Annotated in this window: 19 protein-coding genes and 1 riboswitch; of the genes, 4 read left to right on the forward strand and 15 right to left on the reverse strand. The window is 43.9% G+C overall.

Features of this window, described 5'->3' with window-relative positions:
* Window positions 1-26: 26 nt before the first annotated feature.
* From AB4114_RS21155 to icmF, 7 genes are all read right to left on the reverse strand, one after another.
* Window positions 27-1,421 carry a sensor histidine kinase gene (locus AB4114_RS21155; protein WP_441990221.1) on the reverse strand — a complete coding sequence of 465 codons (1,395 nt, stop codon included), beginning with the start codon at window positions 1,419-1,421 and terminating at the stop codon, window positions 27-29.
* Between the two features lie 222 nt (window positions 1,422-1,643).
* Complete coding sequence (locus AB4114_RS21160) at window positions 1,644-2,624, reverse strand: diguanylate cyclase domain-containing protein (RefSeq protein ID WP_441990222.1); 981 nt, start codon at window positions 2,622-2,624, stop codon at window positions 1,644-1,646.
* A gap of 120 nt (window positions 2,625-2,744) precedes the next feature.
* Window positions 2,745-3,683, reverse strand: a complete 939-nt coding sequence (locus tag AB4114_RS21165) for a methyl-accepting chemotaxis protein (RefSeq protein WP_441990223.1) — start codon at window positions 3,681-3,683, stop codon at window positions 2,745-2,747.
* A gap of 26 nt (window positions 3,684-3,709) precedes the next feature.
* Window positions 3,710-4,432 carry an MCP four helix bundle domain-containing protein gene (locus AB4114_RS21170; RefSeq protein WP_441990224.1) on the reverse strand — a complete coding sequence of 241 codons (723 nt, stop codon included), beginning with the start codon at window positions 4,430-4,432 and terminating at the stop codon, window positions 3,710-3,712.
* Between the two features lie 68 nt (window positions 4,433-4,500).
* A riboswitch (guanidine-I (ykkC/yxkD leader) is annotated at window positions 4,501-4,598 on the reverse strand.
* Between the two features lie 90 nt (window positions 4,599-4,688).
* A complete protein-coding gene (locus AB4114_RS21175; RefSeq protein ID WP_441990225.1) occupies window positions 4,689-5,588 on the reverse strand; it encodes a polysaccharide deacetylase family protein in 900 nt (299 codons plus the stop codon).
* 600 nt (window positions 5,589-6,188) lie between these two features.
* Window positions 6,189-6,956 carry a sugar phosphate isomerase/epimerase family protein gene (locus AB4114_RS21180; protein WP_441990226.1) on the reverse strand — a complete coding sequence of 256 codons (768 nt, stop codon included), beginning with the start codon at window positions 6,954-6,956 and terminating at the stop codon, window positions 6,189-6,191.
* 89 nt (window positions 6,957-7,045) lie between these two features.
* On the reverse strand, window positions 7,046-10,324 hold the full coding sequence (gene icmF / locus AB4114_RS21185) for a fused isobutyryl-CoA mutase/GTPase IcmF (protein ID WP_441990227.1): 3,279 nt from the start codon (window positions 10,322-10,324) through the stop codon (window positions 7,046-7,048).
* Between the two features lie 175 nt (window positions 10,325-10,499).
* On the opposite strand from icmF, the gene AB4114_RS21190 reads away from it, so the two are divergent.
* Window positions 10,500-11,939 (forward strand): sigma-54 interaction domain-containing protein, encoded by a 1,440-nt coding sequence (locus tag AB4114_RS21190; RefSeq protein WP_441990228.1) that lies wholly within the window; start codon window positions 10,500-10,502, stop codon window positions 11,937-11,939.
* Window positions 11,940-12,059: 120 nt separating this feature from the next.
* Entirely contained in the window at window positions 12,060-13,457 is a 1,398-nt protein-coding gene (gene ablA, locus AB4114_RS21195; RefSeq protein WP_441990229.1) for a lysine 2,3-aminomutase, read from the forward strand.
* 413 nt (window positions 13,458-13,870) lie between these two features.
* Here ablA and AB4114_RS21200 read toward each other — a convergent pair whose 3' ends face one another.
* The 5 genes from AB4114_RS21200 to AB4114_RS21220 are packed head-to-tail and all read right to left on the reverse strand — an operon-like array spanning window position 13,871 to window position 18,203.
* Window positions 13,871-15,160 carry a peptidase gene (locus AB4114_RS21200; RefSeq protein ID WP_441990230.1) on the reverse strand — a complete coding sequence of 430 codons (1,290 nt, stop codon included), beginning with the start codon at window positions 15,158-15,160 and terminating at the stop codon, window positions 13,871-13,873.
* Between the two features lie 34 nt (window positions 15,161-15,194).
* Window positions 15,195-15,857 carry a 3-oxoacid CoA-transferase subunit B gene (locus AB4114_RS21205; protein ID WP_441990231.1) on the reverse strand — a complete coding sequence of 221 codons (663 nt, stop codon included), beginning with the start codon at window positions 15,855-15,857 and terminating at the stop codon, window positions 15,195-15,197.
* Window positions 15,824-16,555, reverse strand: a complete 732-nt coding sequence (locus tag AB4114_RS21210; protein ID WP_441990281.1) for a CoA transferase subunit A — start codon at window positions 16,553-16,555, stop codon at window positions 15,824-15,826. Before AB4114_RS21210 ends, AB4114_RS21205 begins: the two co-directional genes overlap by 34 nt.
* Entirely contained in the window at window positions 16,555-17,907 is a 1,353-nt protein-coding gene (locus tag AB4114_RS21215) for an aspartate aminotransferase family protein (RefSeq protein WP_441990232.1), read from the reverse strand. The genes AB4114_RS21210 and AB4114_RS21215 overlap by 1 nt, the downstream gene beginning before the upstream one ends.
* A 32-nt stretch (window positions 17,908-17,939) precedes the next feature.
* Entirely contained in the window at window positions 17,940-18,203 is a 264-nt protein-coding gene (locus AB4114_RS21220) for a YokU family protein (RefSeq protein ID WP_056621642.1), read from the reverse strand.
* 188 nt (window positions 18,204-18,391) lie between these two features.
* Here AB4114_RS21220 and ablB point away from each other — a divergent pair, with 188 nt between their 5' ends.
* Window positions 18,392-19,249 (forward strand): putative beta-lysine N-acetyltransferase, encoded by an 858-nt coding sequence (gene ablB, locus AB4114_RS21225; RefSeq protein WP_441990233.1) that lies wholly within the window; start codon window positions 18,392-18,394, stop codon window positions 19,247-19,249.
* Window positions 19,250-19,279: 30 nt separating this feature from the next.
* Here the strand turns inward: ablB and rpoN are convergent, their stop codons facing one another.
* Window positions 19,280-20,605: an RNA polymerase factor sigma-54 gene (rpoN, locus tag AB4114_RS21230; protein ID WP_441990234.1), complete on the reverse strand. Its 1,326-nt coding sequence runs from the start codon at window positions 20,603-20,605 to the stop codon at window positions 19,280-19,282.
* A 464-nt stretch (window positions 20,606-21,069) separates the two neighbouring features.
* Here rpoN and AB4114_RS21235 point away from each other — a divergent pair, with 464 nt between their 5' ends.
* Entirely contained in the window at window positions 21,070-22,107 is a 1,038-nt protein-coding gene (locus AB4114_RS21235; protein WP_441990235.1) for a stalk domain-containing protein, read from the forward strand.
* Between the two features lie 141 nt (window positions 22,108-22,248).
* Here AB4114_RS21235 and AB4114_RS21240 read toward each other — a convergent pair whose 3' ends face one another.
* Both AB4114_RS21240 and AB4114_RS21245 read right to left on the reverse strand, forming a co-directional pair.
* The gene (locus tag AB4114_RS21240; protein WP_441990236.1) at window positions 22,249-22,959 is read right to left on the reverse strand and encodes an AAA family ATPase; all 711 of its coding nucleotides are present in this window, start codon (window positions 22,957-22,959) and stop codon (window positions 22,249-22,251) included.
* Window positions 22,960-23,241: 282 nt separating this feature from the next.
* Window positions 23,242-24,720, reverse strand: coding sequence for an Lsa family ABC-F type ribosomal protection protein (locus AB4114_RS21245; RefSeq protein WP_441990237.1), 1,479 nt, complete (start codon window positions 24,718-24,720; stop codon window positions 23,242-23,244).
* Window positions 24,721-24,744: the final 24 nt, after the last annotated feature.

Consider the following 24,744-nt stretch of genomic DNA (forward strand, 5'->3'; position numbering starts at 1 on the left):
GTTATGAATTACGTTGTATTTCAATGTTATTCGGACCAGAGTGGCATGATCACCTTCAGTTCCGTACCTTCTTCCGAACTATTTACGATTTCAATATAACCGCCATGGGAGTTGATGATGCGTTGCGAAATCGACAAGCCTAGTCCCATACCTGTTTTCTTAGTTGTATGAAAAGGTGTGAAAATGTGCTCCCATTCATCTGGATGAATACCAGAGCCAGTATCAGTTAATAGAATATGAACCTCATTGTTCTTCGTATAGTAGTCAATCTTGAGAACTTTACGAGCTGACTTCTCCATCGCATCAATACTATTATTGATTAAATTGATGAAGACTTGTCTGACTTTATCTCGATCTATCGAAACGATGATACTTTTATGTTGATTGCATTCGATGCTTACATTCTTTTCTTTCGTTTGTATGGAAGTCAAGGCAATGGATTCTTTAAGGACATCCAGAATGTCAGCTTCTTCCGTTTCGATTTTGCCACTTTTAATAAAATGATTATAATTCGTAAGAATGCTGTTCATATGGTCGCCAGCAATCCCAATATGACTTACCATCCCTTTGGCACTGCCATCCAACTGCTCATTTCGTGACAAGAGGTCGGAATATCCTTTCACAACCGTAAGCGGATTATTAATTTCATGAATGAGTCCCGAAGTCGATATTTCAATTTGTTCTTCTTTCTCTTTCCTTTTCAAAATTTGCGAGGTGTCTCTTATCATTCTTGTACTCATATGTACAAAAATAAAGAAGATAATGATAGAAAACATCATGACCGCAATTTGGCTTGAATATATGAAAGTGCCTGCTTGTAAATTCAATACGCCGATCATATACGTTAATAGGAAAGTAAGACTAAATAAAGTTAGGAAATTTCTCACATATTTATCCGTTACTTTTCTACTTGCGACTAATGTTAAAAGAATACTTACGACTAACAATTTAATGTGGTTAACAAATAAGCTTCCCCATTCACCATAGATCGGGTATAAGACAGTAATCTGGTTCCCGATACCTTGGATCGATTTTAAACCTAGTACACCTAGATCTGTCCAATTGATGATATAAATAAATACAGACCACAACCCATATGCGGTAAGGGTATACTTATTTATGATTAGATTCATCCATTTCGCTTCATCTTTGGATAGATGTTTTAAAGAGATATAACCAACATACAAAAATGCAGGAGGCAGCATGATCGACCCAATTCGCAAGAGTTGAAACAGAAATAAGATCGTATCGATTTTAATCACGTCAATGCTATATAACACACTGACATCTAATTGCCATATACTCATGAAGAACATGAAAAGTACCATGGCGTTGGTTAGTTTCGTTTTAAACAGCATTTTGCACGACATACCTAAAAACAAGGGTACCAAAGACATAGCAGCCATTAGAATAAAATTCATAAATGAACCTACTTTCAATATCACAATTGTTTGATAATTTCCGCATACGCCTAAGTTGTTTTGCGATATCTAGCACATTCCTGAAAAAAAGACCTACAACCAACGGTGGTTGTAAGTCGGTATTATGACTCCGTGAATTATAGCATATATCTTACACTGCGTGAAATAGTAGTAATTACACATATTTATGGAAAAAGACACAGAAAAGTGTGACCTACCCTTTTAGAAAAATTGGTATCCGTTCTTTTCGTTTGCTTTAGCCCGATATAAGGCATTATCCGCATTTTTAAGTAAAATTTTTAACATGCTGTTTGCATTTGACGGATATAACACAATGCCAATGCTAACTGATAAATTGAATGCTTCTAACTGGGTATCCCAACATGATAAACGTGTAAGTAAATAATCAGCTAGTTTACTAGTTTCTTCGCGGCTAGTGAGACCAATCAAATTAATAATGAATTCATCTCCCCCTAATCTAACCGCAAAACCATGATGCAGCTGTACGAAATTCTCAAGTCTTAATGCGACTTCCCTCAACACTAAATCTCCAGTTTCATGACCATACAAGTCATTTATCTTCTTAAAACCATCCAAATCTAGAAACAACAGAGCGCCTCCAGTGGTGGAGCTTTCTTCGAAATATTTATAAAGAAACTGGCGATTGTAGAGTCCCGTCAAAGAATCCCTATAAGCAAGTCGTTCCAAATCTAAGTAATAGGAGAATAGCTTAGCTATTCTTTGGAGCATGATTATGCTCTTCTTGTTGATTTTTTTGGCATTTGTATGAACCGCACACAAAGTCCCAAATGCATCTCCATTCGACAGTAGAATAGGAATCCCTAAATAGGAATTTATATTAGCCCCAACAAGCGCTTGTCTTAAATCATCTAAGTTCGCTTCTTTACTCATATCTTCGAATACTAAAGGTGCATTGTTTTCAAAATCAATACGGTTACAAACCGTCTCGTTAATCTCAATAACCATACCCTCATGAATACCGATATTTTCGTTAGATTCGGAAAGTTTTAATATGATTTGCTGTTTCTTTGTAAAATTAGTCAAATAAATTAAACGGTCAGGCATCGTTTCTTTTGCCATCTCTAGAATATCTTGAGCAAGTTCATCAAAGTTTTTATAAAATTGCAATTCATTTAGTGCTATTAGCATCGCAATCACACTCCATAATTTGAAATTAAGCACGTATCCGATACTTCCTTGTATTCAACAGAAAAAGACGTGACTCCTGCTTGGAACAATCTTGCTTTACAATCGGGTATAAAAAACGAGCAAACGCAATAAGCGTTAGCTCGTATTCTTTATTTAAATATGAAAACGTTGAATCTGTGTATGCAATTCATTCGCAACCTGGGATAGTGTTGCTGCATGTTCTGTTGCGATTTCTACTGTTTCTAATTGTTTTTGCACCATATCAGACACAAATTTCGTGTCTCTCCCGGTGTGCTTACTAATATCAGCTGCTTCGCTGAATGATGCATAGATTTGCTCTGAGCCCGCGGCCATCTGTTGCGACACGCCGGACACTTCCAGTGTATTTTGAAAGATGAGCTGGATATCATTTCGAATTTTCACAAACATGTCACCCGCATGCTCCATGCTGGCTAGACCCACACCAACCTCTACCCCTCCTTGATCCATTGCAACATCTGCCTCCGTTAAGTCCGCTTGAATTTGCCCAATCAACTGCGTGATATGCTCAGCCGATTGTGAGCTCTGACTTGCAAGCTTTCTAACCTCGTCAGCTACAACAGCGAAGCCTCTACCGTACTCTCCAGCATGGGCAGCTTCTATAGCAGCATTAAGTGCCAACAAATTCGTCTGATCTGCCACCTCTCGCATCCATGCAATCACCTGATAGATGGCTTGTGATTTCGCATTTACTTTCTTTACAGCTTGATTCGCGTGCCGAACCGATTCTGTAAGTGCATACATACCAGCTACTGCAGATTCAATAGAATTACTCCCCATCGTTGCTAGTAAAACGGATTGTTCCGATTGCATGGCCATCGTCGACATATGATCAGCTACTCGTTGGATGTCTGAGGCAATTTCCCCCATGGCAAACGAGCTCTCTTCGATCCCTTTGGCTTGCGAATTCGCCCCTTCCGCCATATCCACGGCTTTCTGATCAATATCACGTGTAATCTTCGATGTTTGTTCGGAAGACGAGACTAGATACTTTGTAGCTAGGTTAACTCTGTCGGCTGATTCCTTGACTTGATGAATGAGTCCTTGAATCATATCCATCATCTTATTAAAAGATTGCGCTAACTGAGCAATTTCACCTTGCCTTGGATTTGAATTCGTTCACGTAAATCACCTGAGCTTCCAGACAGCTCGTCCAGCTTCGATTTCACTTGGCGCACCCGAGAAAGGATATGCCTGGTTACTCCTAATGCGATAAGTACCGCAGCTAAAATAGAACATGCAAGCACCACCAGAGCAATTGCTGATCGTTGCTTCACGAGCGTAGCCGTTTGAAGGGAACGTTCCTCAATATGCTGCTCCTGCATGTGTTGAAATCGGTTTAATAATTCAGCAAAGTGTATCCGAAGCTTCGCATAGTCACCTGCAAAAATTCGTAACGTCTGGGCTTTGTCGCTAGCTGCGAGTTCCATCATTTTGGTTTCCAACTCAACCAATTTCACATTACCTGCATCCAAATCACGGAAGATTTGTTTCTCTTCTTCTGTCTGTAGGAGACTGACCGTTTCTTTGATGTGATTATCGATTTGTACCGCATAATTGTTATAAGTTTCACTTTCTGATTTGTTTCCAGGATCAATAATGATCCCTCTAACCGAATCCGTTAACCGGATATCTTCGTATCGTATTTGATTAGCCAGGTTAAGTAAATGCACGTCATCATGCGCAAATCGTTCAAATGAGGAAGACGTCTGACGAAGTGACGCATATAGAATGGAAAGCGAAATTAAAAATAACCCAACAATAATTCCAAATCCTAACAAAAGCTTTCTTCTAATCGTCATCTGAACCCCTCCAATAAGTCACTTTATCCAAAGATAATATAAAAGCCCGAAAGGTATCAGAATCGATAACCTCCCGGGCTTTTATCCCTCCGTGAACACAGCGTGCTGTGTGTTTTCTCTCGGACCTGACCGGCGGTTAGGCCGCGGAACCCTAGAAAACTTTTATATGTTAGATAATATAACATAATTATCGACAGGATTAAACAAAAAGTTTATTTGATAATAAACGAGTGATGAAACCTGACATATTTACAGACTATTTCTGATCGTACACTTGCATCTTTTTAAGTAAAATATCGGAAGAGACATAGGGCATGCCTGCACTTATGCGTGAAATTTCCTCACTGTTCCCTGTGTTAATGTCTTCTTTCGTCGTAAAAAACAAAGAAAATCCTTGCAGTTTCGCTTCCTCAACTACTGACTGATTATATTCCCCTAACGGGAAACAGAGAAATGAGAACTGATTGTGAAGCTTTGTCTTCAGAAACAACTCACCTACCAACAAATCTTCTCTCACGCGCTGCTTTCTCTCTTCTTCCGTCTCCGATCTTTTCTCTTTAGGCAACCAGATTCGATTCGACAGTGGAGGAACTAGGTTACCAGACTCATCCCGTTTTTTCTGATGCAGATCATAGGTATGTGAGTAAAAGCTATAGCCATCACGTCTCATTTCAATAATTTGACTCCAGGTCAGAAAAGGCAAAGATGGATTATCGGAGTCTATATCGCTCAGGATAAGGAAATTCGTCGCCGTATATCCCATCTGCTTCAGCAGAGGATAGGCTTTATCATAAAATGATCGGTAGCCATCATCAAACGTAATCACCACCGCGTTCGGTGGTAATGGCGTCCGATGTGCATGGAAACAAGCGTAGTCCTCGATGGAAACCACATTATAGTGCTTATCTTTAAGAGCTTGCAAGTGCTGCTTAAACTTGGCTGGTGTAATGGTGATGAAAGACTCCTGATCATCGAGATGATGATAGGTTAGAAACAGTGCTTTATTTTTGTAATGAATCGATTTGGTGTCTATGTTGACCGTTGTGGCTGCGTTTATTTGTGAAGCTGAGCATAGGGAATCCAATGGATTTGCATGTTGTTCGGAGTGTGTCCAACCCCCTGTGAGCAGCAGCATGAGCATGAAGTATACAGGCAAATATGATCGACCTCCCTAACGGCTCCTGTACTATCCCTACAATATACTCACGGAGATAACAGTTAGAACGTTAGGGCAACAAGTCTACATGAGTTACTTCATTACATCACTGCGGATCACATTAGCATTTGGCCGAAAGTGACTTTAGTTCGATTTTGCCGACTTAAAATGAAAAAGATGGAGGAAAAATGACCAATAGTCCGAATATGCCGAACTAATTCCCCATTTCCAGTGCGCGAGCGTTGATATGGTCGATTTAGTTGTGCAAAGTCGGACTAATCTTGATTTATTGTCGCGGACGGTAAGATTAATTCGGCTATTTCGGACTAATTGGTGGTGGGCAGTGCCTCGGCGGTCTGTAAGTCGATTTTTTCGACTTACAGTTGCGAAGCTCGGCCTTTGGCGGTCTGTAAGTCGATTTTTTCGACTTACAGCTCCGCAGCCAGGCCTTCGGCGATCTGTAAGTCGATTTTTTCGACTTACAGCTCCGCTGCTGGGCCCTTGGCGGCGTGCCTCCTCCCACCCCCGCGCCCAAAAACACAGCACAAACAAAGGAGCCAAGCGCACAAAGCGCCTAGCTCCTCATTCACTCAAACAAATTTATCCCTTTAATCCTAGTCGAGCAAGATTAGCGAAGCTAATCTCCAAGCTTTCGAACGGATTACGTCCGTAGCAGTCGTCCTGCTCGACAGCGGCCCACTCCACGCCAATATCCTCGCAGGCTTGAATAATGCCTTTAAAGTTCATGTTGCCTTCCCCGATTTCGGCGAAACGCTGTTTCCGATCTGGCGTTATGCACATATCCTTGAAATGGACGACTTTCATTCGTCCGTTCACTTTGCGAATCCATTCGATGGGATCGGCTCCGCCAGCTTGCACCCAATACACGTCTAGCTCAAAATCCACGGCTTCGGGATCAGACTCGTCAAATAAGATCTCCATACCTGTTTTTCCATCATATTTAGCAAATTCGAAATCATGATTATGATAAATGAACTGTAATCCAGCACTTTTCAATTGTCTGCCAAAATCGGAAGCTTGCTTGGCAAAGGTTGCATAACCTTGGCTCGTTTCACGGAATTCTGGCGGTAGCCCACCTAATCCAACATATTTGCAATCCCAGGCCAAATGTTTCTCAATGACCGAATCCATATCGTTTAACAAATCGTTATACCCGATGTGCGTAGCACAAATGCTCAAGCCTTCTTGATCCGTAAGCGCTTTTAACTCATGAATACCAATTGGACCAACACCTGACGCTTGCACGGAGTTGTACCCCATTTGCTTTACTTTCTTCAAGCTGTCGCTAATGTCCTGTGGGGTTTGCAGAAAGTTACGAACTGTATACAATTGCGTGGCGATTCTCATTCATCTCACTCCATTCAACATATTTGGCTCTTTACATATATATCATGGAATGGACGGATGAGCTATATAAATCTATTAATTTTTTCCATTTACATATTTCTGCGATACTGTCCGCCAACTTCATATAAGGCATTTGTGATTTGCCCGAGCGATGCAACTTTAACCGTTTCCATGAGTTCTTCAAAAAGGTTCCCATTATTGCGGGCTGTCTGCTTTAAACGTTCAAGAGCCGCAGGACAAACGAACTTGTGCTGTTCATGAAAAGCTTGAAGCCCAGCAATTTGAGCTTCCTTCTCCTCAACGGTCGAACGTGCCAGCTCGATGCCAACGGCAGACTGAGGAACACTCTGTTTAATAAACGTATTCACACCGATAATCGGAAGCTCTCCAGCATGCTTTTTATGTTCATACAAAAGAGATTCTTCTTGGATCTTTCCGCGTTGATATTGTGTTTCCATTGCCCCTAACACACCGCCGCGTTCATGAATTCGCTCGAATTCAGCTAACACAGCTTCTTCCACAAGATCCGTTAAATCATCGACGATAAAGGCACCTTGCAGTGGATTCTCATTTTTCGTCAAGCCCAATTCCTTATTGATAATCAATTGGATCGCCATCGCCCTGCGGACGGAATTCTCTGTCGGAGTCGTAATCGCTTCGTCATAAGCGTTCGTGTGCAAGGAATTGCAATTATCGTAGATCGCCATGAGCGCCTGCAGGCTGGTACGGATATCATTGAAGTCCATTTCCTGGGCATGTAATGAGCGGCCTGATGTTTGAATATGATACTTTAACTTCTGACTGCGCTCATTGCCGCCATATTGATCTCGAATGATCGTTGACCAGATACGACGCGCAACTCTACCCATGACGGTATACTCCGGATCGAGTCCATTGCTGAAAAAATAAGATAAATTCGGCGCAAAATCGTCAATATGCATACCGCGACTCAAATAATATTCCAGAAACGTGAAGCCGTTTGCTAATGTAAAAGCCAACTGCGTAATAGGATTGGCTCCCGCTTCCGCAATATGATAACCGCTAATACTAACGGAATAATAGTTTCGTACCTTATGATCAATGAAATATTGCTGCATGTCACCCATCATTTTCAACGCAAATTCGGTTGAGAAAATGCAAGTATTCTGCCCTTGATCCTCCTTCAAAATATCCGCTTGCACGGTTCCCCGAACAGTTTGAAGAGTCCACGCTTTCATTTGAACATACTCTTCATCCGTAGGTTGCTTCCCAGTGTTCTGAATAAATTCCTCGACTTGCTGTTGGATCGCGGTGTTCATGAACATGGCCAAGATCATTGGCGCAGGTCCATTAATGGTCATGGAAACGCTTGTAGAAGGATGGCACAAATCGAATCCAGCATAGAGTTTATTCATATCAGTTAATGTACATACATTGACACCACTGTTCCCTATTTTTCCATAAATATCAGGTCGATAGTCAGGATCGTGGCCGTACAATGTAACGCTGTCAAATGCAGTCGACAATCGTTTCGCTTCCTCATTTTTACATAAATAGTGGAATCGTCGGTTGGTACGCTCTGGTGTTCCTTCTCCGGCAAATTGGCGCTTAGGTTCTTCATTCGTTCGCTTAAAATGAAACACACCTGCGGTGTAAGGAAAGTAGCCTGGCAAATTTTCTTTCAATAGCCATTGAAGGATCTCCCCATCATCTTCGTATCTGGGTAAACTGATCTTGGGTATCTTACTCCCAGAGAGCGATTCCGTATACAGGGCAGATCTCATCTCACGATCGCGAACGCGAGTGACGAGTTCATCTTGTGCGTAGGCTTCACGAATTGCTGGCCAATCTTCAAGAAGCTTGAGACATGTTGGGTGTAGATTCGCCAGATAATGTGCGATCATGTCATCGATTTTGCCTATCATCACATCTGTTTCTTCCCTGGAGATAAACAAATTAGGATGCTCGGATTGCATCAGCGTTTTCGTCCCCCGAAGTTGATACAGCTTGCGAGCGATCCCTACCTGCTCTGTAGTAAATCGCTTATACCTTCGGATCGTTTGCACAATGTCGCCGAGATAACCGATACGGCTTGGTGGAATGATCGCATTCTTGGTCGTTTCCGGCAGCAAATTCTTCTTCTCTTCAATTGGCCAATCTCCGCCTGTTTTCATTGCAATAGTCCTCATAGTTTCACGAAATAGAACATTTGTTCCAGCATCATTAAATTGACTAGCCATCGTGCCAAATACCGGCATTTCCTGGACTGGTGTATCAAATAAGCCATGACTTCTTTGGAATTGTTTACGCACATCACGTAAAGCATCCTCGGAACCACGTCGATCAAACTTATTGATGACGACCATATCGGCGTAATCGATCATGTCTATTTTCTCCAGCTGAGTCGCTGCGCCAAATTCACTCGTCATCACATACATCGCCACATCACACAGCTTTACGATCGCAGAGTCGCCTTGTCCAATCCCACTTGTCTCCACAATCACCAACTGATAGCCAGCAGCCTGAACCACTTGTATGGCCTCCTTGGTCGCAAGGCTCAGTTCAGACTTCGCCCCCCGTGTCGCTAAGCTGCGCATATATACGTTAGGGCTGTTGATGGCATTCATACGAATCCGATCCCCGAGGAGTGCACCGCCTGTTTTCATTTTGGAAGGGTCAATTGAAATAATTGCGATGCTTCTATCTGGATATTGGGCGAGAAATCGCCTAACCAGCTCATCCGTTAGCGTACTCTTCCCAGCTCCCCCTGTTCCCGTAATGCCAAGTACCGGTGCCCGATAAGCTTGTTTATTCGCTAAAATAGGTACTACTTGCTCCCACTGTCCGCTTCCAGCGACTTCTTCGGCTACAGTTATCGCACTTGCTATCAAACTCCAATGGTTTTCTTTCGAAATGTGCAGGTCATCTAAGTCATTTGGAAGTTTCCTTGGCGTAGGGGAATCGACTTCTCGAATCATATGATTGATCATGCCTTGTAATCCAAGTTCGCGTCCATCGTCGGGCGAAAAGATTTTGGCAATACCATATTGGTGTAAATGATGGATCTCGGTAGGAACGATGACGCCGCCACCGCCAGCGAATATCTTTATGTGCCCGACTCCTTTTTGCTGAAGAAGGTCAAACATGTAGGTCAAATATTCAATATGCCCCCCTTGATAGGTGGTTATTGCAATGGCTTGCACATCTTCTTGGATAGCAGCATGGACGACTTCCCGGGCGGATCGGTTATGACCCAGATGGATCACTTCAACTCCCGATGCTTGCAAAATCCTTCGAATAATATGAATGGTCGCATCATGTCCATCAAACAAAGCTGCCGCCGTAACAAATCGTACTGGATTCTGGGGCCGATAGACTTGTGTGTTCACAGGAAACCCACCTTTTTATGATAGTCGTCGTAGAATCATCCAAGCGTTGTTATCGCGTTTCACTCGATTTCTATGCAGATGAGCCGCAAATCATGTCCCTGTCATGTTTCAATGCCTTCAATCATAGGTTATTAATTGAACCACTGAACCATTCTTCGTGAGGCGGGTGAACCCAATGTCCGAGCAGAACGATTATGGATCGAAATATTTTGAGCAGATGCTGACGATCATTGATGTCGGTGTTCACCTGATTGATAACAAGGGAATCACGATTTTTTATAATGAGAAGATGGCGGAGACGGATGGTTTGGAAAGGGAACAGGTTGTAGGAAAAAACTTCTTCGAACTCTTCCCTTCGCTTACGAACGAAACAAGTACTTTCATGAAAGTACTGCAAACCAGGATTGAAATCCGCGAGAAAATTCAAACGTACGTGAATGTTACGGGGAAAAGGATCACAACCATTAATAGTACGTACCCACTGGTGGAAAATGGTGAAATTATCGGTGCGTTAGAGGTAGCCAAAGATATCACGAGTATCGTTCATCTGCATGATCAGATTTTGGATCTCAGACATCAAATCTATGAATCCCCATCCAAGGATAAAAAAAATGCGAGCGCTGCTCGGTACCATTTCAGTGATTTAATTGGAAAAAGTGAAACCTTCATGCAAACCATCGCCTTCGCCAAAAAGGCATCGCGCACGAGTTCACCCGTTCTGATATCAGGACCCACAGGTACGGGAAAGGAATTGTTCGCCCAAAGCATTCACAATGCAGGAGCCCGTCGAAACCGACTGTTTATTGCTCAGAATTGTGCAGCTGTTCCCAACGAGCTGATGGAAGGGATCATGTTCGGAACCGCGAGAGGCGCGTTTACTGGCGCTATTGATCGAGCTGGATTATTCGAGCAAGCTAACGGTGGAACGCTTTTTCTAGATGAATTAAATAGTTTAGATTTATTTCTGCAGGCCAAGTTATTACGGGTTCTACAAGACGGCATCGTTCGTCGCGTCGGTGGCACGCATGAGCAACAAGTCGACGTTCGCATTATTACCGCCATGAATATCGATCCGAAAGAAGCATTAGCCAAAGGTTTCCTTAGAAGCGATCTTTATTACCGGCTCAATGTCGTGAATTTGCACCTGCCTCCTCTCTCACAAAGAAAAGACGATATTCCCCTTCTCACTGCTCATTTTATTGACAAATTCAATCACCTATTCGGCATGAAAATAAATGGCGTATCCCCATCCGCTTTGGCGACCTTAGTGAACTACCATTGGCCCGGCAATATACGTGAATTAAGTCATGCGATCGAATCCACCTATAATATGATGGAGCTGGAATGTGAAAGGATTGAAGATCATCATCTACCCGCGTATCTCTTGGGACATACACTCACAACATCGCTTCAATCCAGTCCTAGGAGTGACCATATTGAAGATTTCTCGACCGGTAGATTAACCGACAAAGTGAAGCAGCTGGAAAAAGACACGATCACGGATGCGCTAGCTTTTCATCACTATAACATCACGCTCACCGCACAAGCGCTTGGGATCAAGCGTCAAGCTTTACAGTATAAGCTGAACCGTTACGGTATTGTCAGAAAGCCATAAGTTCTAAGGATTTGCACGACTCCGAGAGGGGTCTTTTTTCTTTTTTTAATTGAAAAGTGAAAAGTTGGCATCCTTCTTGCATCTTACTATTGGTGAGAAGACATCCATGCTGGAGGTGCAATGATGGAACGACGTGACTGGAAACAAGTTGAGTTATGGAAGCATGTGACAGAGGAGCAATGGAATGATTGGCTGTGGCAGCTTACACATACCATTCGAACGTTAGATGATCTGAAGAAGGTCGTGAATTTAACTCCCGAGGAAGAAGAAGGCGTTCGCATATCAACGCAAACCATTCCTTTAAATATTACGCCTTACTATGCCTCTTTGATGAATCCCGATGACCCGCGATGCCCGATTCGTATGCAATCTGTTCCCATTTCTGCTGAGTTATTGAAAACCAAGTACGATCTTGAAGATCCTCTTTTCGAAGATGAAGACTCCCCTACTCCCGGATTAACACATCGCTACCCTGACAGAGTGCTATTCTTGGTAACGAATCAGTGCTCCATGTACTGCAGATACTGCACGCGCCGCCGTTTCTCTGGTCAGGTAGGTATGGGCGTTCCGAAAAAGCAGTTAGATGATGCGATTGCTTATATTCGAAATACGCCGGAAGTACGAGACGTGCTGCTATCTGGTGGGGATGGTTTATTAATTAACGACAATATTCTGGAGTATATTTTGAAAAATTTACGGGCGATCCCCCACGTGGAAATCATCCGGATCGGTACTAGGGCTCCTGTTGTTTTCCCGCAGCGAATTACCGAGCATCTATGCAATATTATCCGCAAATATCACCCTGTATGGTTGAATACACACTTTAATCATCCTTTGGAAATAACGGAAGAAGCGAAAAAGGCCTGCGAAATGCTTGCAAACGCTGGCGTTCCGCTTGGCAATCAGTCCGTGATTCTCGCGGGTATCAACGATAGCACCTATATCATGAAGAAGCTCATGCATGATCTGGTAAAAATACGTGTGCGTCCCTACTACATTTATCAGTGTGATTTATCCGAGGGTATCGGTCATTTCCGTGCTCCTGTATCCAAGGGACTTGAAATAATCGAATCCCTTCGCGGTCATACCTCGGGGTATGCCGTACCTACCTTCGTTGTCGATGCGCCTGGCGGCGGTGGAAAAATAGCGCTCCAACCCAACTATCTCATCTCACAAAGTCAGGATAAGGTGATTCTGCGCAATTACGAAGGCGTTATCGTGGGTTACCCCGAGCCGAAAAACTATATACCAGGCCGTGCAGACGAATATTTCAATGAAATATATGGCATCCAAAAACAGCCGGAAAGCACCGGCATTATTGCCCTCATGAAAGATGAAAAATTCACATTAGTGCCAGAAAATTTGCGCCGAATTGGTAGAAGGAAGACGTATCAGGAAACACCAGATCACCTGTCACTGAAAGATAAACGGTCGATGCGGGATGAGATGAAGGACAAATTGATGAAGGCTCAGCAGAAAGAGAAGAAAGTGAGTGTAACAGAGCCGCCTAGTGAATAGTTGGAATTCTGTAGCTGTACAGAACAGACAGTAGCTCTACAGAACAGACAGTAGCTCTACAGAACAGACAATAGAATAACTGTATTTTCTGTAGCTCTACAGTACAACCAAATGAATAACTGGATTTCCTGTAGTTAATTTGGCGAAAATTATACTCCAGAAGGAAATAACTGGATTTCCTGCAGGTAATTCAATGATATTTCCGCAAAATGCCTCAACTTGGCTGAAATAACTGGAGGTTTTCCAGCTAAACTCGGATTTGGCGGAATCGGGCTGAAATTAGCTGTATGTTTTCCTTTTATTGTATCAGAGTGCACGAGCCACACCTGCTAGGAGCGGGTGAACGCATCCATATATACAAAAAAGCACCTTTCAGAGGTGCTTTTTTGGTACCGCCATCGAACGCAACATCCCTATGCCTCCGAATCATCCAATCCACACCACTGAATGATGGTCAATGCGATAATCTCCGCAGCCTCGAACACACGTTCCAGCACAATGTGCTCGTTCGGATAATGGGCAACTTGCGTGATCCCTGGCCCGAAAACGATACAAGGAGTATCACCAACCTGGGTAAGCAATCCACCGTCTGTCCCCCATGGTGAGGCTTCGATCACAGGTTCTTCCTGTTTAACCGCACGGAATTGCTGCATAAGCACCTGCATGAAAGCATGATTGGGATCGACGCTGCCTGGCACCCATTGCGCGCCGAACCATTCCACCGTTGGTGGATGAGCTGCGAACCATGGATCTTTCTCGCTCAGCCTCGCCATCCACTGACGCATTTCCTCCTTGGCACTCTCAAGCGTCTCCGCTGGTGCGACACCCATGCGCCCCTCCAACTTGACCGTATCGGAAACGGACGATGGCCAATTGCCTCCCTGAATAACGCCGATGTTAATGGGGATCGGAATCGGGTTATTGGCATACAACGGATCTGAGATCCTTGCATTTCGTTCCACTTCAAGTTCCCGAATATGCTGAATGACAGCGATGCTTTTCTCAATCGCGCTAACACCCTCATACCGTGTTCCACCATGAGCCGAGCGTCCTTTCACTTCAATACGGAACCACATGGAGCCTTGCTGCTTTGGGAAAATGCGCATATTCGTAGGCTCAGGAATGAGCGCTGCATCGGCTTTATACCCTTTTACAATGGCCGCTAAGGTTCCAGCTCCTCCACTTTCTTCTTCAATGACACTTTCGAAAATAACATCGCCTTTCAACTTTATTCCGAGACGCTGAACAGCCTCGATTGCCATAAGCAGAGAGACGTTCCCGCCTTTCATATCCGTTGCCCCGCGACCGTACAACTTACCGTCGACCACATTGCCGCTAAATGGATCATCTTGCCATTGTGTTCGATTTCCTTCTGGGACGACATCCATATGACCATTCAATAAGAGAGATCGTCCTCCTCCGACACCTTTCAAAACACCAACCACATTCGGACTCCCGATAAACTGGTTTCTTGGGGAACAAAAATACGGATGTGTCGCCAGTGCCACACCATCTGGTTCCCATAGATCAACGTCGAGCGATAGTTCCAGCAATTTGTCGGCGATGAGGAATTGAGCCCTCTGCTCATTTCCTTGTGTACTGGGCATTCTTACCAACTTCTGAAGAAATTCTGTACTTTCCTCACGATGAAGATGTATCCATTCATGAATGTGTTTTTGCAACTCATCAAGATTAGTAGGCAAAGGAATTCCCTCCTTCAAGCCTTTCTCTGACAGCTTACGGAATGTACACAATGGTTTCAGGAATAAGCAAGGCAGCTTCCGTATGTCGAACAACCTCTTCTACCGTATAGGGCAGCATGACCTCTTTTAAAATCAAACCTTGTTCCGAAACCTCCATGACAGCCATTTCCGTAATGATCAACTTCACACAAGCTACTGCAGTTAAGGGCAAGTCGCATTGTTTTTTTACCTTAGACTCCCCATTTCGGTTGACATGGTTCATCAGAACGATGACTTTTTTCGCTTTTTGCGCCAGTTCCATCGCCCCTCCGATTCCCGCCACTCGTTTCCCAGGTACGATCCAATTCGCGAGATCCCCTCGTTCACTTACCTCTAGTGCCCCAAGTATCGTAATATCTATACAGCCTCTACGTATCATGGCAAAAGCAATCGCACTATCGCAGTAGGAAGCCCCCCGATGAATCGTGATGGGATATCCGCCAGCATTACATAGGAAAGCATCTTCCTCGCCTGGAATTGGCGCTCCACCAGCGCTTAAGATGCCATTCTCTGCATGAAAAACAACCCGAATACCCTCAGGCACATAATCCGCCACCTTCGTCGGAATACCGATGCCTAAATTAACAGCCATGCCATTCTTCAATTCTTGAGCAGCCCGCTTTGCTATTCGGTCGCGGGTTTCTTTTCCCATACCCATTCCCAAGTCACCCCTCTGCTCAAGATCACCATATCCACGAAAATACCTGGCGTGACTATACTTTCAGGGTCCAGCTCGCCGAGGGGTACAATCTCATCGACTTCGGCGATTGTGATTTGACCCGCCATAGCAACGAGCGGATTCAGATTTCTACCGCTTTTATCGTAGATGAGATTCCCATATGGATCGGCTTTTTTCGCATGCACGATGGCCACATCCGCTGTCAGTGCTGGCTCTACCAGATATGTTTTCTCGCCGATGGACACCGTGTCCTTTCCTTGCTCCATAATCGTTCCGACACCAACATCCACCAAGATCCCGCCTAGCCCCACACCGCCAGCCCTAATTTTTTCACATAGTGTTCCTTGCGGGTAAAAGACGACTTCCATGGTGGCCTGCTCCATCATTTGACCAGCGTTAGGATTCGAGCCGATATGGGACGCGATAACTTTCTTCACACGTCCTGCCGTGACTAAACGTCCGATGCCGATGTGGGGAAATCCCGTATCATTCCCAATAATGGTTAAGTCCTCAACGCCTTTTTGGAGGATGCCTTCGACTAATGTTGGCGGCGTTCCGATGCCTCCAAATCCACCGAACATCAATGTACACCCATTCGAAATCGTTTGAAGCGCTTCTTCCAAGCTTCTTACTTTGCCTTCACCTTCGCTCACACGTGAATTCTCGCTTGGCACCATCATATCTCCTCCGATGTGGATGGGGTAATCTCCGCCATGACTTCCCGAATGGATTCAGCTAAAATCCGCACAAGTTGGTCCATTTCCTCTTCGGATATAATCAGAGGCGGTGCGATGATAATCGCATCCCCCTCCCCGTCGATCGCACCTGCAGCTGGGTAAACAAGCAACCCTTTCTGAAAAGCATTCTCGATGATCCGAGACGTAACACCTAATCCAGGTGGAAATGGTCGCTTGTCAGCCCGATCCGCAACAAATTCGATGGCCAGTAGCAGCCCTTTGCCTCTCACATCACCGATCATCTCAATGCCATCAACCAATTGGCGCAGCGCGTTCAATAAATAACTGCCTTTACTTGCTGCTGCGCTCACTAATTGATGCTTTTCGATATACGTAAGTACCGCTAACGATACAGCCGCCGATTGCGGATTGGCGCTGTACGTATGACCAGACATGATACTTTTGGTGCCATTCAGAATAGGCTCCATCACATGATCTTTGACAAGTGTTGCTGCCATCGGCGTATAGCCGGCGCTCATTCCTTTGCCCAATGCCATGAGATCCGGCTCAACCTCATCATGCTGCATACCGAACATCGCCCCCGTTCGGGCAATGCCTGTCATGACCTCGTCCGCGATGAATAAGATGTCATGCTGTTCGCAAATTGCTTTGATCTTCTTGTAGTAGCCTGTTGGCGGAACAATGGCTCCACCTGCAGCTCCAATGATTGGCTCCGCGATGAACGCGGCGATATGTTCGGCACCGATCCGCTTGATCGCTGTTGTCAAATCATCGGCACAGGCTAACTGGCAATTACCTACCGTTTTGCCTATTGGACAGCGGTAGCAATAGGGCGGCATCACTACCGGGAAATCTTCTAATAAGGGGATGAATCTCCTTCTTCTCAGAACGTGACCTGACATTGAAAGTGCACCTAGCGTAATGCCGTGATAGCTCATTCGCCTAGAAATCACTTTATTTTTACCAGGTCTCCCTCTCTCCTGCCAGTGCTGGATGGCAATCTTCATTGCCGTTTCCGTGGCTTCCGACCCGCTGTTCACAAAGAAGGTCCAATAATCGTTGCCAGGTGCTAGATCACTTAACTTCTTTGCCAGTTGCTCAGCGGGCTCACTTGTAAACTGTGAACGATAGACGAAGGACACTTTGTTCGCTTGCTCCATCATCGCATCGATGATTTCTTGCACCCCGTGCCCTAGGCCAGCTGTCACGGCTCCCGAGCAACCGTCGATATAAGCTTTGCCTTGCTCATCGTAGAGATAGACACCTTTCCCATACTGAATCGTGGGATAATGGTGATCCAAAACTGGCTTGATGACATGCTCCCGCTTCATAAGGCACCCCCACAGATGTTGCAGCTAAGGTTCTATTTGAGAAACATATTCTTTACCCGCGGAGCCTTTAACAGATCTTCATAGCGAAATGCCGTTCCCAGTGCAGAAACATCATGCCAATATAAGGTCTCTTCAATTTGCTGTGCGGTGCTCTCTAGGACATAGGTACGACAATTCGCACATTCAAGCGCAGGAATGTCAAGTATTTGCACCGCTAGTCTCCCATCAGGCATAATCCAGTAGCAATCTTTCACACTTTCACGGATATCTTCTGTTTCACACCACATGCAATTCATATGCATTCAACCTCCATCATATGGTATAGAACATTCTTGCGCCTAAAAGGTAATCATGCAAAAAGGATGCCAACTTTCCACAGTGGGTATTTGACCAATTCATAGGCTGAATATGTGGGTTAAGCTGCAAAAATGTTGGCAGTTGGTCATTATTTTGCAGTAAATTTAAGGGTTAAGGGGGATGCTGGATGCCGAGTGATCTGCCAACCTATACGAATCAAGTTGAGAACGGTACCGATTATACGATTATGTTTTGCCTTGATTTTACGAATAAAAGGCTACGGGTGGATGACTATTCGGGAAATGTAGATGTCATTTACAGGCGAGTGGTTGAAATGGCTAAATCACATGCTTTGACCAAGGTGTTTATCAAATCACGAGAAGTGGATTGGCAGTCTTTTTTATCGAAGGGATGTATGCTGGAAGGGATTTATAAAGGATATTTCAATGGAGACGATGCTTACTGTATGGCCATGTATGATGATCTCGCACGCCGGACTAGTGACTATTGGCTGGAAGAAGATCAAATTCTGCAGCAGGTTCTTTCTCTACCGCTTAAGCCCGATCGACCCTTGGTTCCGAGCAACATGACGATGCGTCTCGCTGGATTGGAGGATGCGGAACAGCTCTCCCAGTTATACAGCCACATTTTCCAAACCTACCCCACGCCGATGAATGATGCCATGTATGTGGAGAAAACCATGCGGGAAGGAACAATTTATTATCTCGTTAAATCACTGGATCAACTTGTAAGCGCCGCTTCCGCAGAGATCAACTCGGTCTACGCGAATGCCGAAATGACAGATTGCGCTACGCTCCCGGCTTATCGTAATCAAGGTCTCATGCGTCTGCTTATACATGCTTTAGAAACTGAGTTAGTTGCTCGGCAAATCACATGCGCTTATTCGTTATCGAGGGCCCTTTCATTCGGTATGAATGCCGTTTTCTATCAAATGGGGTACGGATATTACGGCAGACTTACGAAAAATTGCGACATTTATGATAAGTTTGAGGACATGAATTTATGGGCCAAATCGTTAACATGAAGTGACAACAAATACTCCCTTCCTCTCCAACTATATGCGTTTCCTTCTCACAGAAGAAGAAATACCGAGTTCTTCCCGGTACTTGGTTATGGTACGGCGGGATATGGAGATGCCCTCCTCCTTCAATAAATCTGCCAGCTTTTGATCAGAGTAGGGTTTTCTGGGATTCTCTTCACTAATCCATGTCTTGATTCTCGATTTTACATGTTCCGAAGAAGCAGAATCGCCTATGTCCATTTGTAGACCGGAGGGAAAGAAATACTTTAGTTCATATATACCCCAAGGGGTTTGAGCGTATTTACCCGCTGTAGCGCGGCTTACCGTTGATTCATGTACGCCTAATTTCTCAGCAATCTGCTTTAGAGTCATAGGTTTGAGATGCGCGTTACCATGCCAGAAGAACTCACTTTGCTCCTCTACAATGGCTTGCGTTACTCGAAATATCGTTCTTCGTCTTTGTTCCAAACACTTCAGGAAGAACTTCGCGGCATGTAATTTACCAGTTAGAAACCTGTTTAACTCGTTATTGTCACTATTCTCGATGGCCATTCGTTCGTAATATCCACTAACTGAAAGTCCTGACGAAGCTGCTTGATGCAGCAGTACGACGAGCTGATCACCTGCTTTCTCAATAATGACTTCCGGAATAATATAATGAACCGTTTCTATATAAAAGGCTGCGCCAGGTCTAGGGTTCAATCCTTTGATGACATCGATCGCAGCCTGAATTTCTTGTGTGGACACTTGAAGCAACGTCGATAATTTATGAAGGTGGTAACTAGCAATATCATTCAAATGTTTCCTAATTAATATAGAGACTAATGGAAAGCAATCCGCGAGCGACTGGACTTGAAGAAGCAAACATTCCCTCAAATCTCTTGCCCCAATGCCGCGGGGTTCAAAACTCTGCAAAATCCTTAACGCACGCTCTACTTGAGCAAGCTCGAGCTTGCACACCTCCGAAATTTCAGGCAAGGTAGATCTCAAGTAGCCATTATGGTCTAGATTTCCAATCATAAATGAGACGGTACGTCGAATGGGTGGTGGTATTTTTTTAATAAAGCCTAATTGCTCCTTTAAGTGCCTCTCAAGGGATATCTCATTCGATGCAATGTTAAGTAATGGGTCATTGTCGTGATCAGTTCTTCTAGCTCTATGGAAAAAGGTTGGTGTGAGGTTGTGAGCGTCCCCATTATTCCCGGCTATTTCCAATACCGGATTTTCAGTCACCTCTTGTTGAATAACTTCTAACAATTCCGGTGTCGAGAGTTTGAGGATCGTAATCGCTTTGCGTAGTTGGGGTGTGATCTGCATCTTCGTAGTTTGCTGCTGGAACATTCCGTAGCCTGGGCGCATGTGCATCACCCCTTTTCCTTGTTGCTTCTATATGTATTCATGACGAGCAACTTTTACCCAAATCTGTGTATAGTGTCTGAGGAGAGCGGACATAATATTTTATGACGGTGACGCAGTGGTGAGGTGTTGTGTCGCAGACAATTTACACAAGGGAATTTGTTATTGAATCCATATGGAGGCGAGGAGATGTGCCGCATACCACTTCCTGTAGTATCTTTACTGCAATGATGTGATGAGGTAGTTACCTAGCGAAGTAAGGTTCAAGGCAAGAGCTCCATCAATTATCGCACCGTCAAAGAGGCTGTCCGACAAGTAGATTCGTCTACTCTAGGGCAGTCTTCTTTATTTTAGAAAATGCGAAGCAATGAACTCCTCCCAATCTTTCCCTCTCCTCCATACGGACTCAAGGAAATTCTGCTTAACGAAATATATAGGCATTAACAGAAAGTATGAGGACGACAAGTATGAGAATTAGAAAACAACTCTTTCGAGGTGCCCATATTGCGTTATTGAGCATCATGCTGCTCCATGCAACATCAGTAAAGGCTGCGGATAATGCGTCGCCTACTGTGTTTTTGGACGGGCTTCCACTATCCTTTCAGACACCTCCTGTGATTGAAGATGGCTATAGCCTCGTGCCGATGAGAGCTCTTTTTGAAGCGGAAGGTGCTACAATTTCATGGGATGAGAACACGCGAACAGTGACTGCTGTGAAAGATGGCACCACAGTAACTTACCAAATCGGAGAACCTTTTGCCTATAAAAATAAAGAACGTCTGGAGCTGCCCATAGCTGGCAAAATTATAGATGGCTTCACGATGATGCCATTGCGTTTTATTAGCGAGACGCTAGGTAATCTCGTGAAATGGCATGACTACTCCCGCTCGATTACAATCTCATCCATTCACGACAATGAAACCACGATCCAATATGGTGTCAATTTGCGCGACACACCAGTTAAAGATGACGGTACCCACATTCTTCGAATGCTTGCAAAAACCGAAAAAATCCACGTCATTCGTGAAATCAACTCGGATTGGTTAGAGGTACAAGCACAAGACGGCACCATTGGTTTCATCTCCTCTGCTCCGTTGTATTCGGATTACACGAACACGTCGATAGCGATGAAACAAGCGGATGCTTTAATTACTTTCGGATCCAAGTTTATTGGAACACCTTACGAGTTCGGGGCTGCTTCAGGGCAAACGAATACGTTCGATTGCTCGTCGTTCGTTCAATACCTTTTTAACCATGTATTGTCGAAGGATTTGCCGCGCGTTTCCTACGATCAAGCGCTACAAGGGAAAGAAGTCGGGATTGACAACATTCGCAAAGGGGATCTCCTCTTTTTCACCGCACGCGGACTCGATATCGGTCATGTAGGGATTTACGCAGGAAATGGTCAGATTCTTCAAACGTATTCCAAAGAGCTTGGCGTTCACTTCACAGCGTTCGATGACAAATGGAAGAAGCGTTTTGTTACGGCAAGGCGATTGTTCTAAGTAATAGCGCCCTTCAGGGGCGCTATTATCCGTTCGCGAGCGGCCGCTAAAACATCGAAGCCCCAAGTTCGCCGTATGTCTATCCGAATTTTGAACCACTGACAATCCAAAAGTAATTAAATGACAATGAGCTGATCAATATCAATCTTTGAACAGCTCATCTAAAATCATTTTTCTATTGTCTAGAAACCGTTTGGTAATCATATAATGGAGCGTTTCCTCGTATTGAATGTCACTGATGGGTTGATCATCAAAAGTAAGAATCTGCGCATCGGGATATCCAAGCAGTATGGGAGAATGCGTAGCGATAATGAACTGTGCTTCCTTCTCCAAATCTTTGATAACACGCATTAAAGCTAATTGTCTTGCTGGCGATAAAGCTGCTTCTGGTTCATCTAGAAGATAAATGGCTTTTTTCCCAAATCGATGCTTAAAAAGAGAAAGAAAAGCTTCACCGTGCGATTGCTCGTGTAAGGATCGGCCACCGTAATAGGGTAAGCTTTCAGGCATCGTATCTAAATAGCTAGCAAAGTTATAAAAAGTCTCTGCTCGGAGAAAGAAACCATTCGTAATCTTCGGCATCCAAGACAGACGTAAGTGTTCACCCAGAATGGAGTGCGCTGCTTCGACGTCATACACATTGTTTCTCCCGCCACTTGCTGTGTTAAACCCACATTGGTAGGCGATGGCTTCAAGGATCGTTGATTTGCCTGAACCATTCTCTCCGACCAGGAAAGTGACGTTCTTCTCGAAAGTAATAGAAGCCAATGATTGGATGGATGGGATGGTAAACGGATATTTCTCAGCATCGATATTCCCTTGCTTTTGAATTTCCAGTCTTCTCAGATACATGATTGCTCAACTCCAAATGAAATTTCCAAGCCTATCTTCTATTCTACGGTTTTCTAACTCGAAGTAAAGAAATGCGGTATCCCTCTATAATTAACGTCATAAATTATTCACAGCATTAAATATGAGCGAGACTTACAAACCAGCAAAATGGTTAAATAGTTTGGCATTATCGGACTATTGGTCTTCTAATACAAGGAACCCTCGCTTTAGTTCGGAAATGTCGACCAACCCGGTAATAGCAAAAAAGCTAAGCTACATTGAAGCAGCTCAGCCTTCATCTCCTTATAGCTCAATAATCTTTGTCGCTACATTATCGCAGAACTCCCTGTCATGCTCTACAAATAGAAGCGTTGGTGCATGTTCAAGCAATAGCTCTTCGATCTGCATACGCGAAATTACATCAATAAAATTTAGCGGCTCATCCCAAATATGCAGATGTACCTTTTCGCTCAGACTTTTGGCAATCAGTACCTTTTTCTTCTGGCCGCCGCTAAAGGAAGAAATGTCTTTTTCAAATTGCACTCTTGCAAAATCCAGCTTCCTTAATATCGCCTTAAAGAGACTCTCATCAATCCCATTGTTCTTCGCGTAGTCCTTTAAATTACCATGTAAATGTGAAGTGTCCTGGGAAACATAGGATATTTGAAGTTGGCTTCCCTTCCGAAAAGTTCCTGTATAGTCGATTTGCTCACCGCAAAGCAGCTTGATTATGCTCGATTTGCCAGAACCATTTTTACCTGATAGCGCAATCCGCTCACCCTGTTCGATCGTAAAACTGACATTTTGGCATACTACTTTCTCGCCATAATGTATCGAGACATGTTCAAGCGCAGCAAGTTGGTTTTTGTGATAGGCAAGTTGCGTTATCTTGAGGTCTTCAGCACTTTCAATATTTTTGAGCAGCTTAGACCTTTCGTCGATGGCAGTTTCTTGTCTTTGCTCAATCGATTTAGAACGTTTCATCATCTTCGCAGCTTTGTGACCAATATACCCCTTATCTACCTTGGAACCCGAATTTCTCGTACCATTCTTCATTTTCTCGACTTCATGAGACCAATTGCTCGTTCGTTTAGCCGCATCGGATAAACGTTTGATATCCTTCCTCAGCTTCTCATTCTCAGCGAGCTCATAGTGATCTTGCCTTTGCTTATTTTCCCACCAATTGGAGAAATTACCCTTTTGAATTTCAATATTGGTCTTATTAATGGATAGGATGTGGTCTACGCAATGATCCAGAAATGATCTGTCGTGAGACACTAAGATATAACCATTTTTCGTATTCAAATACTCACTGACCAGCTTTCTTGCATTCATATCGAGATGATTGGTAGGTTCATCAATTAACAAGAAGCTATTTTCCTTCAGAAATAACGCTGCTAACAATACTTTCGTTTGCTCACCATTTGACAATGACTCGAAGGGTCGATAAAGAACGTCCTCAGTAACCTTAAGTAAGGTGAGCTCGCGCATTAATTCCCAATGTTGATAATCTGGCACAATCGTATTGATGATATCCAGCGTTTGATCTTGTTTGTTGTTAACTTGAAATGGAAAATATTCAAAGCTGACATTCGCAGAAATATGTCCACTATATTCGTATTTACCAAGCAACAAGTTAAGAAAAGTTGTCTTCCCTCTTCCATTTCTACCTGTGAAACCTAGTTTCCAATCGGTATCAATTTGAAAATTAACATCTTCAAATATGTTATCGTAGCTGCCCTCGTAGGCAAACGTTAAGTTTGTAACATTGATTAATGACATGTTGGGATCCTCCTGTACCATGCG

This window comes from Paenibacillus sp. 2RAB27 (assembly GCF_052115445.1).
In the GTDB taxonomy this organism is placed as follows: Bacteria; Bacillota; Bacilli; order Paenibacillales; family NBRC-103111; genus Paenibacillus_E.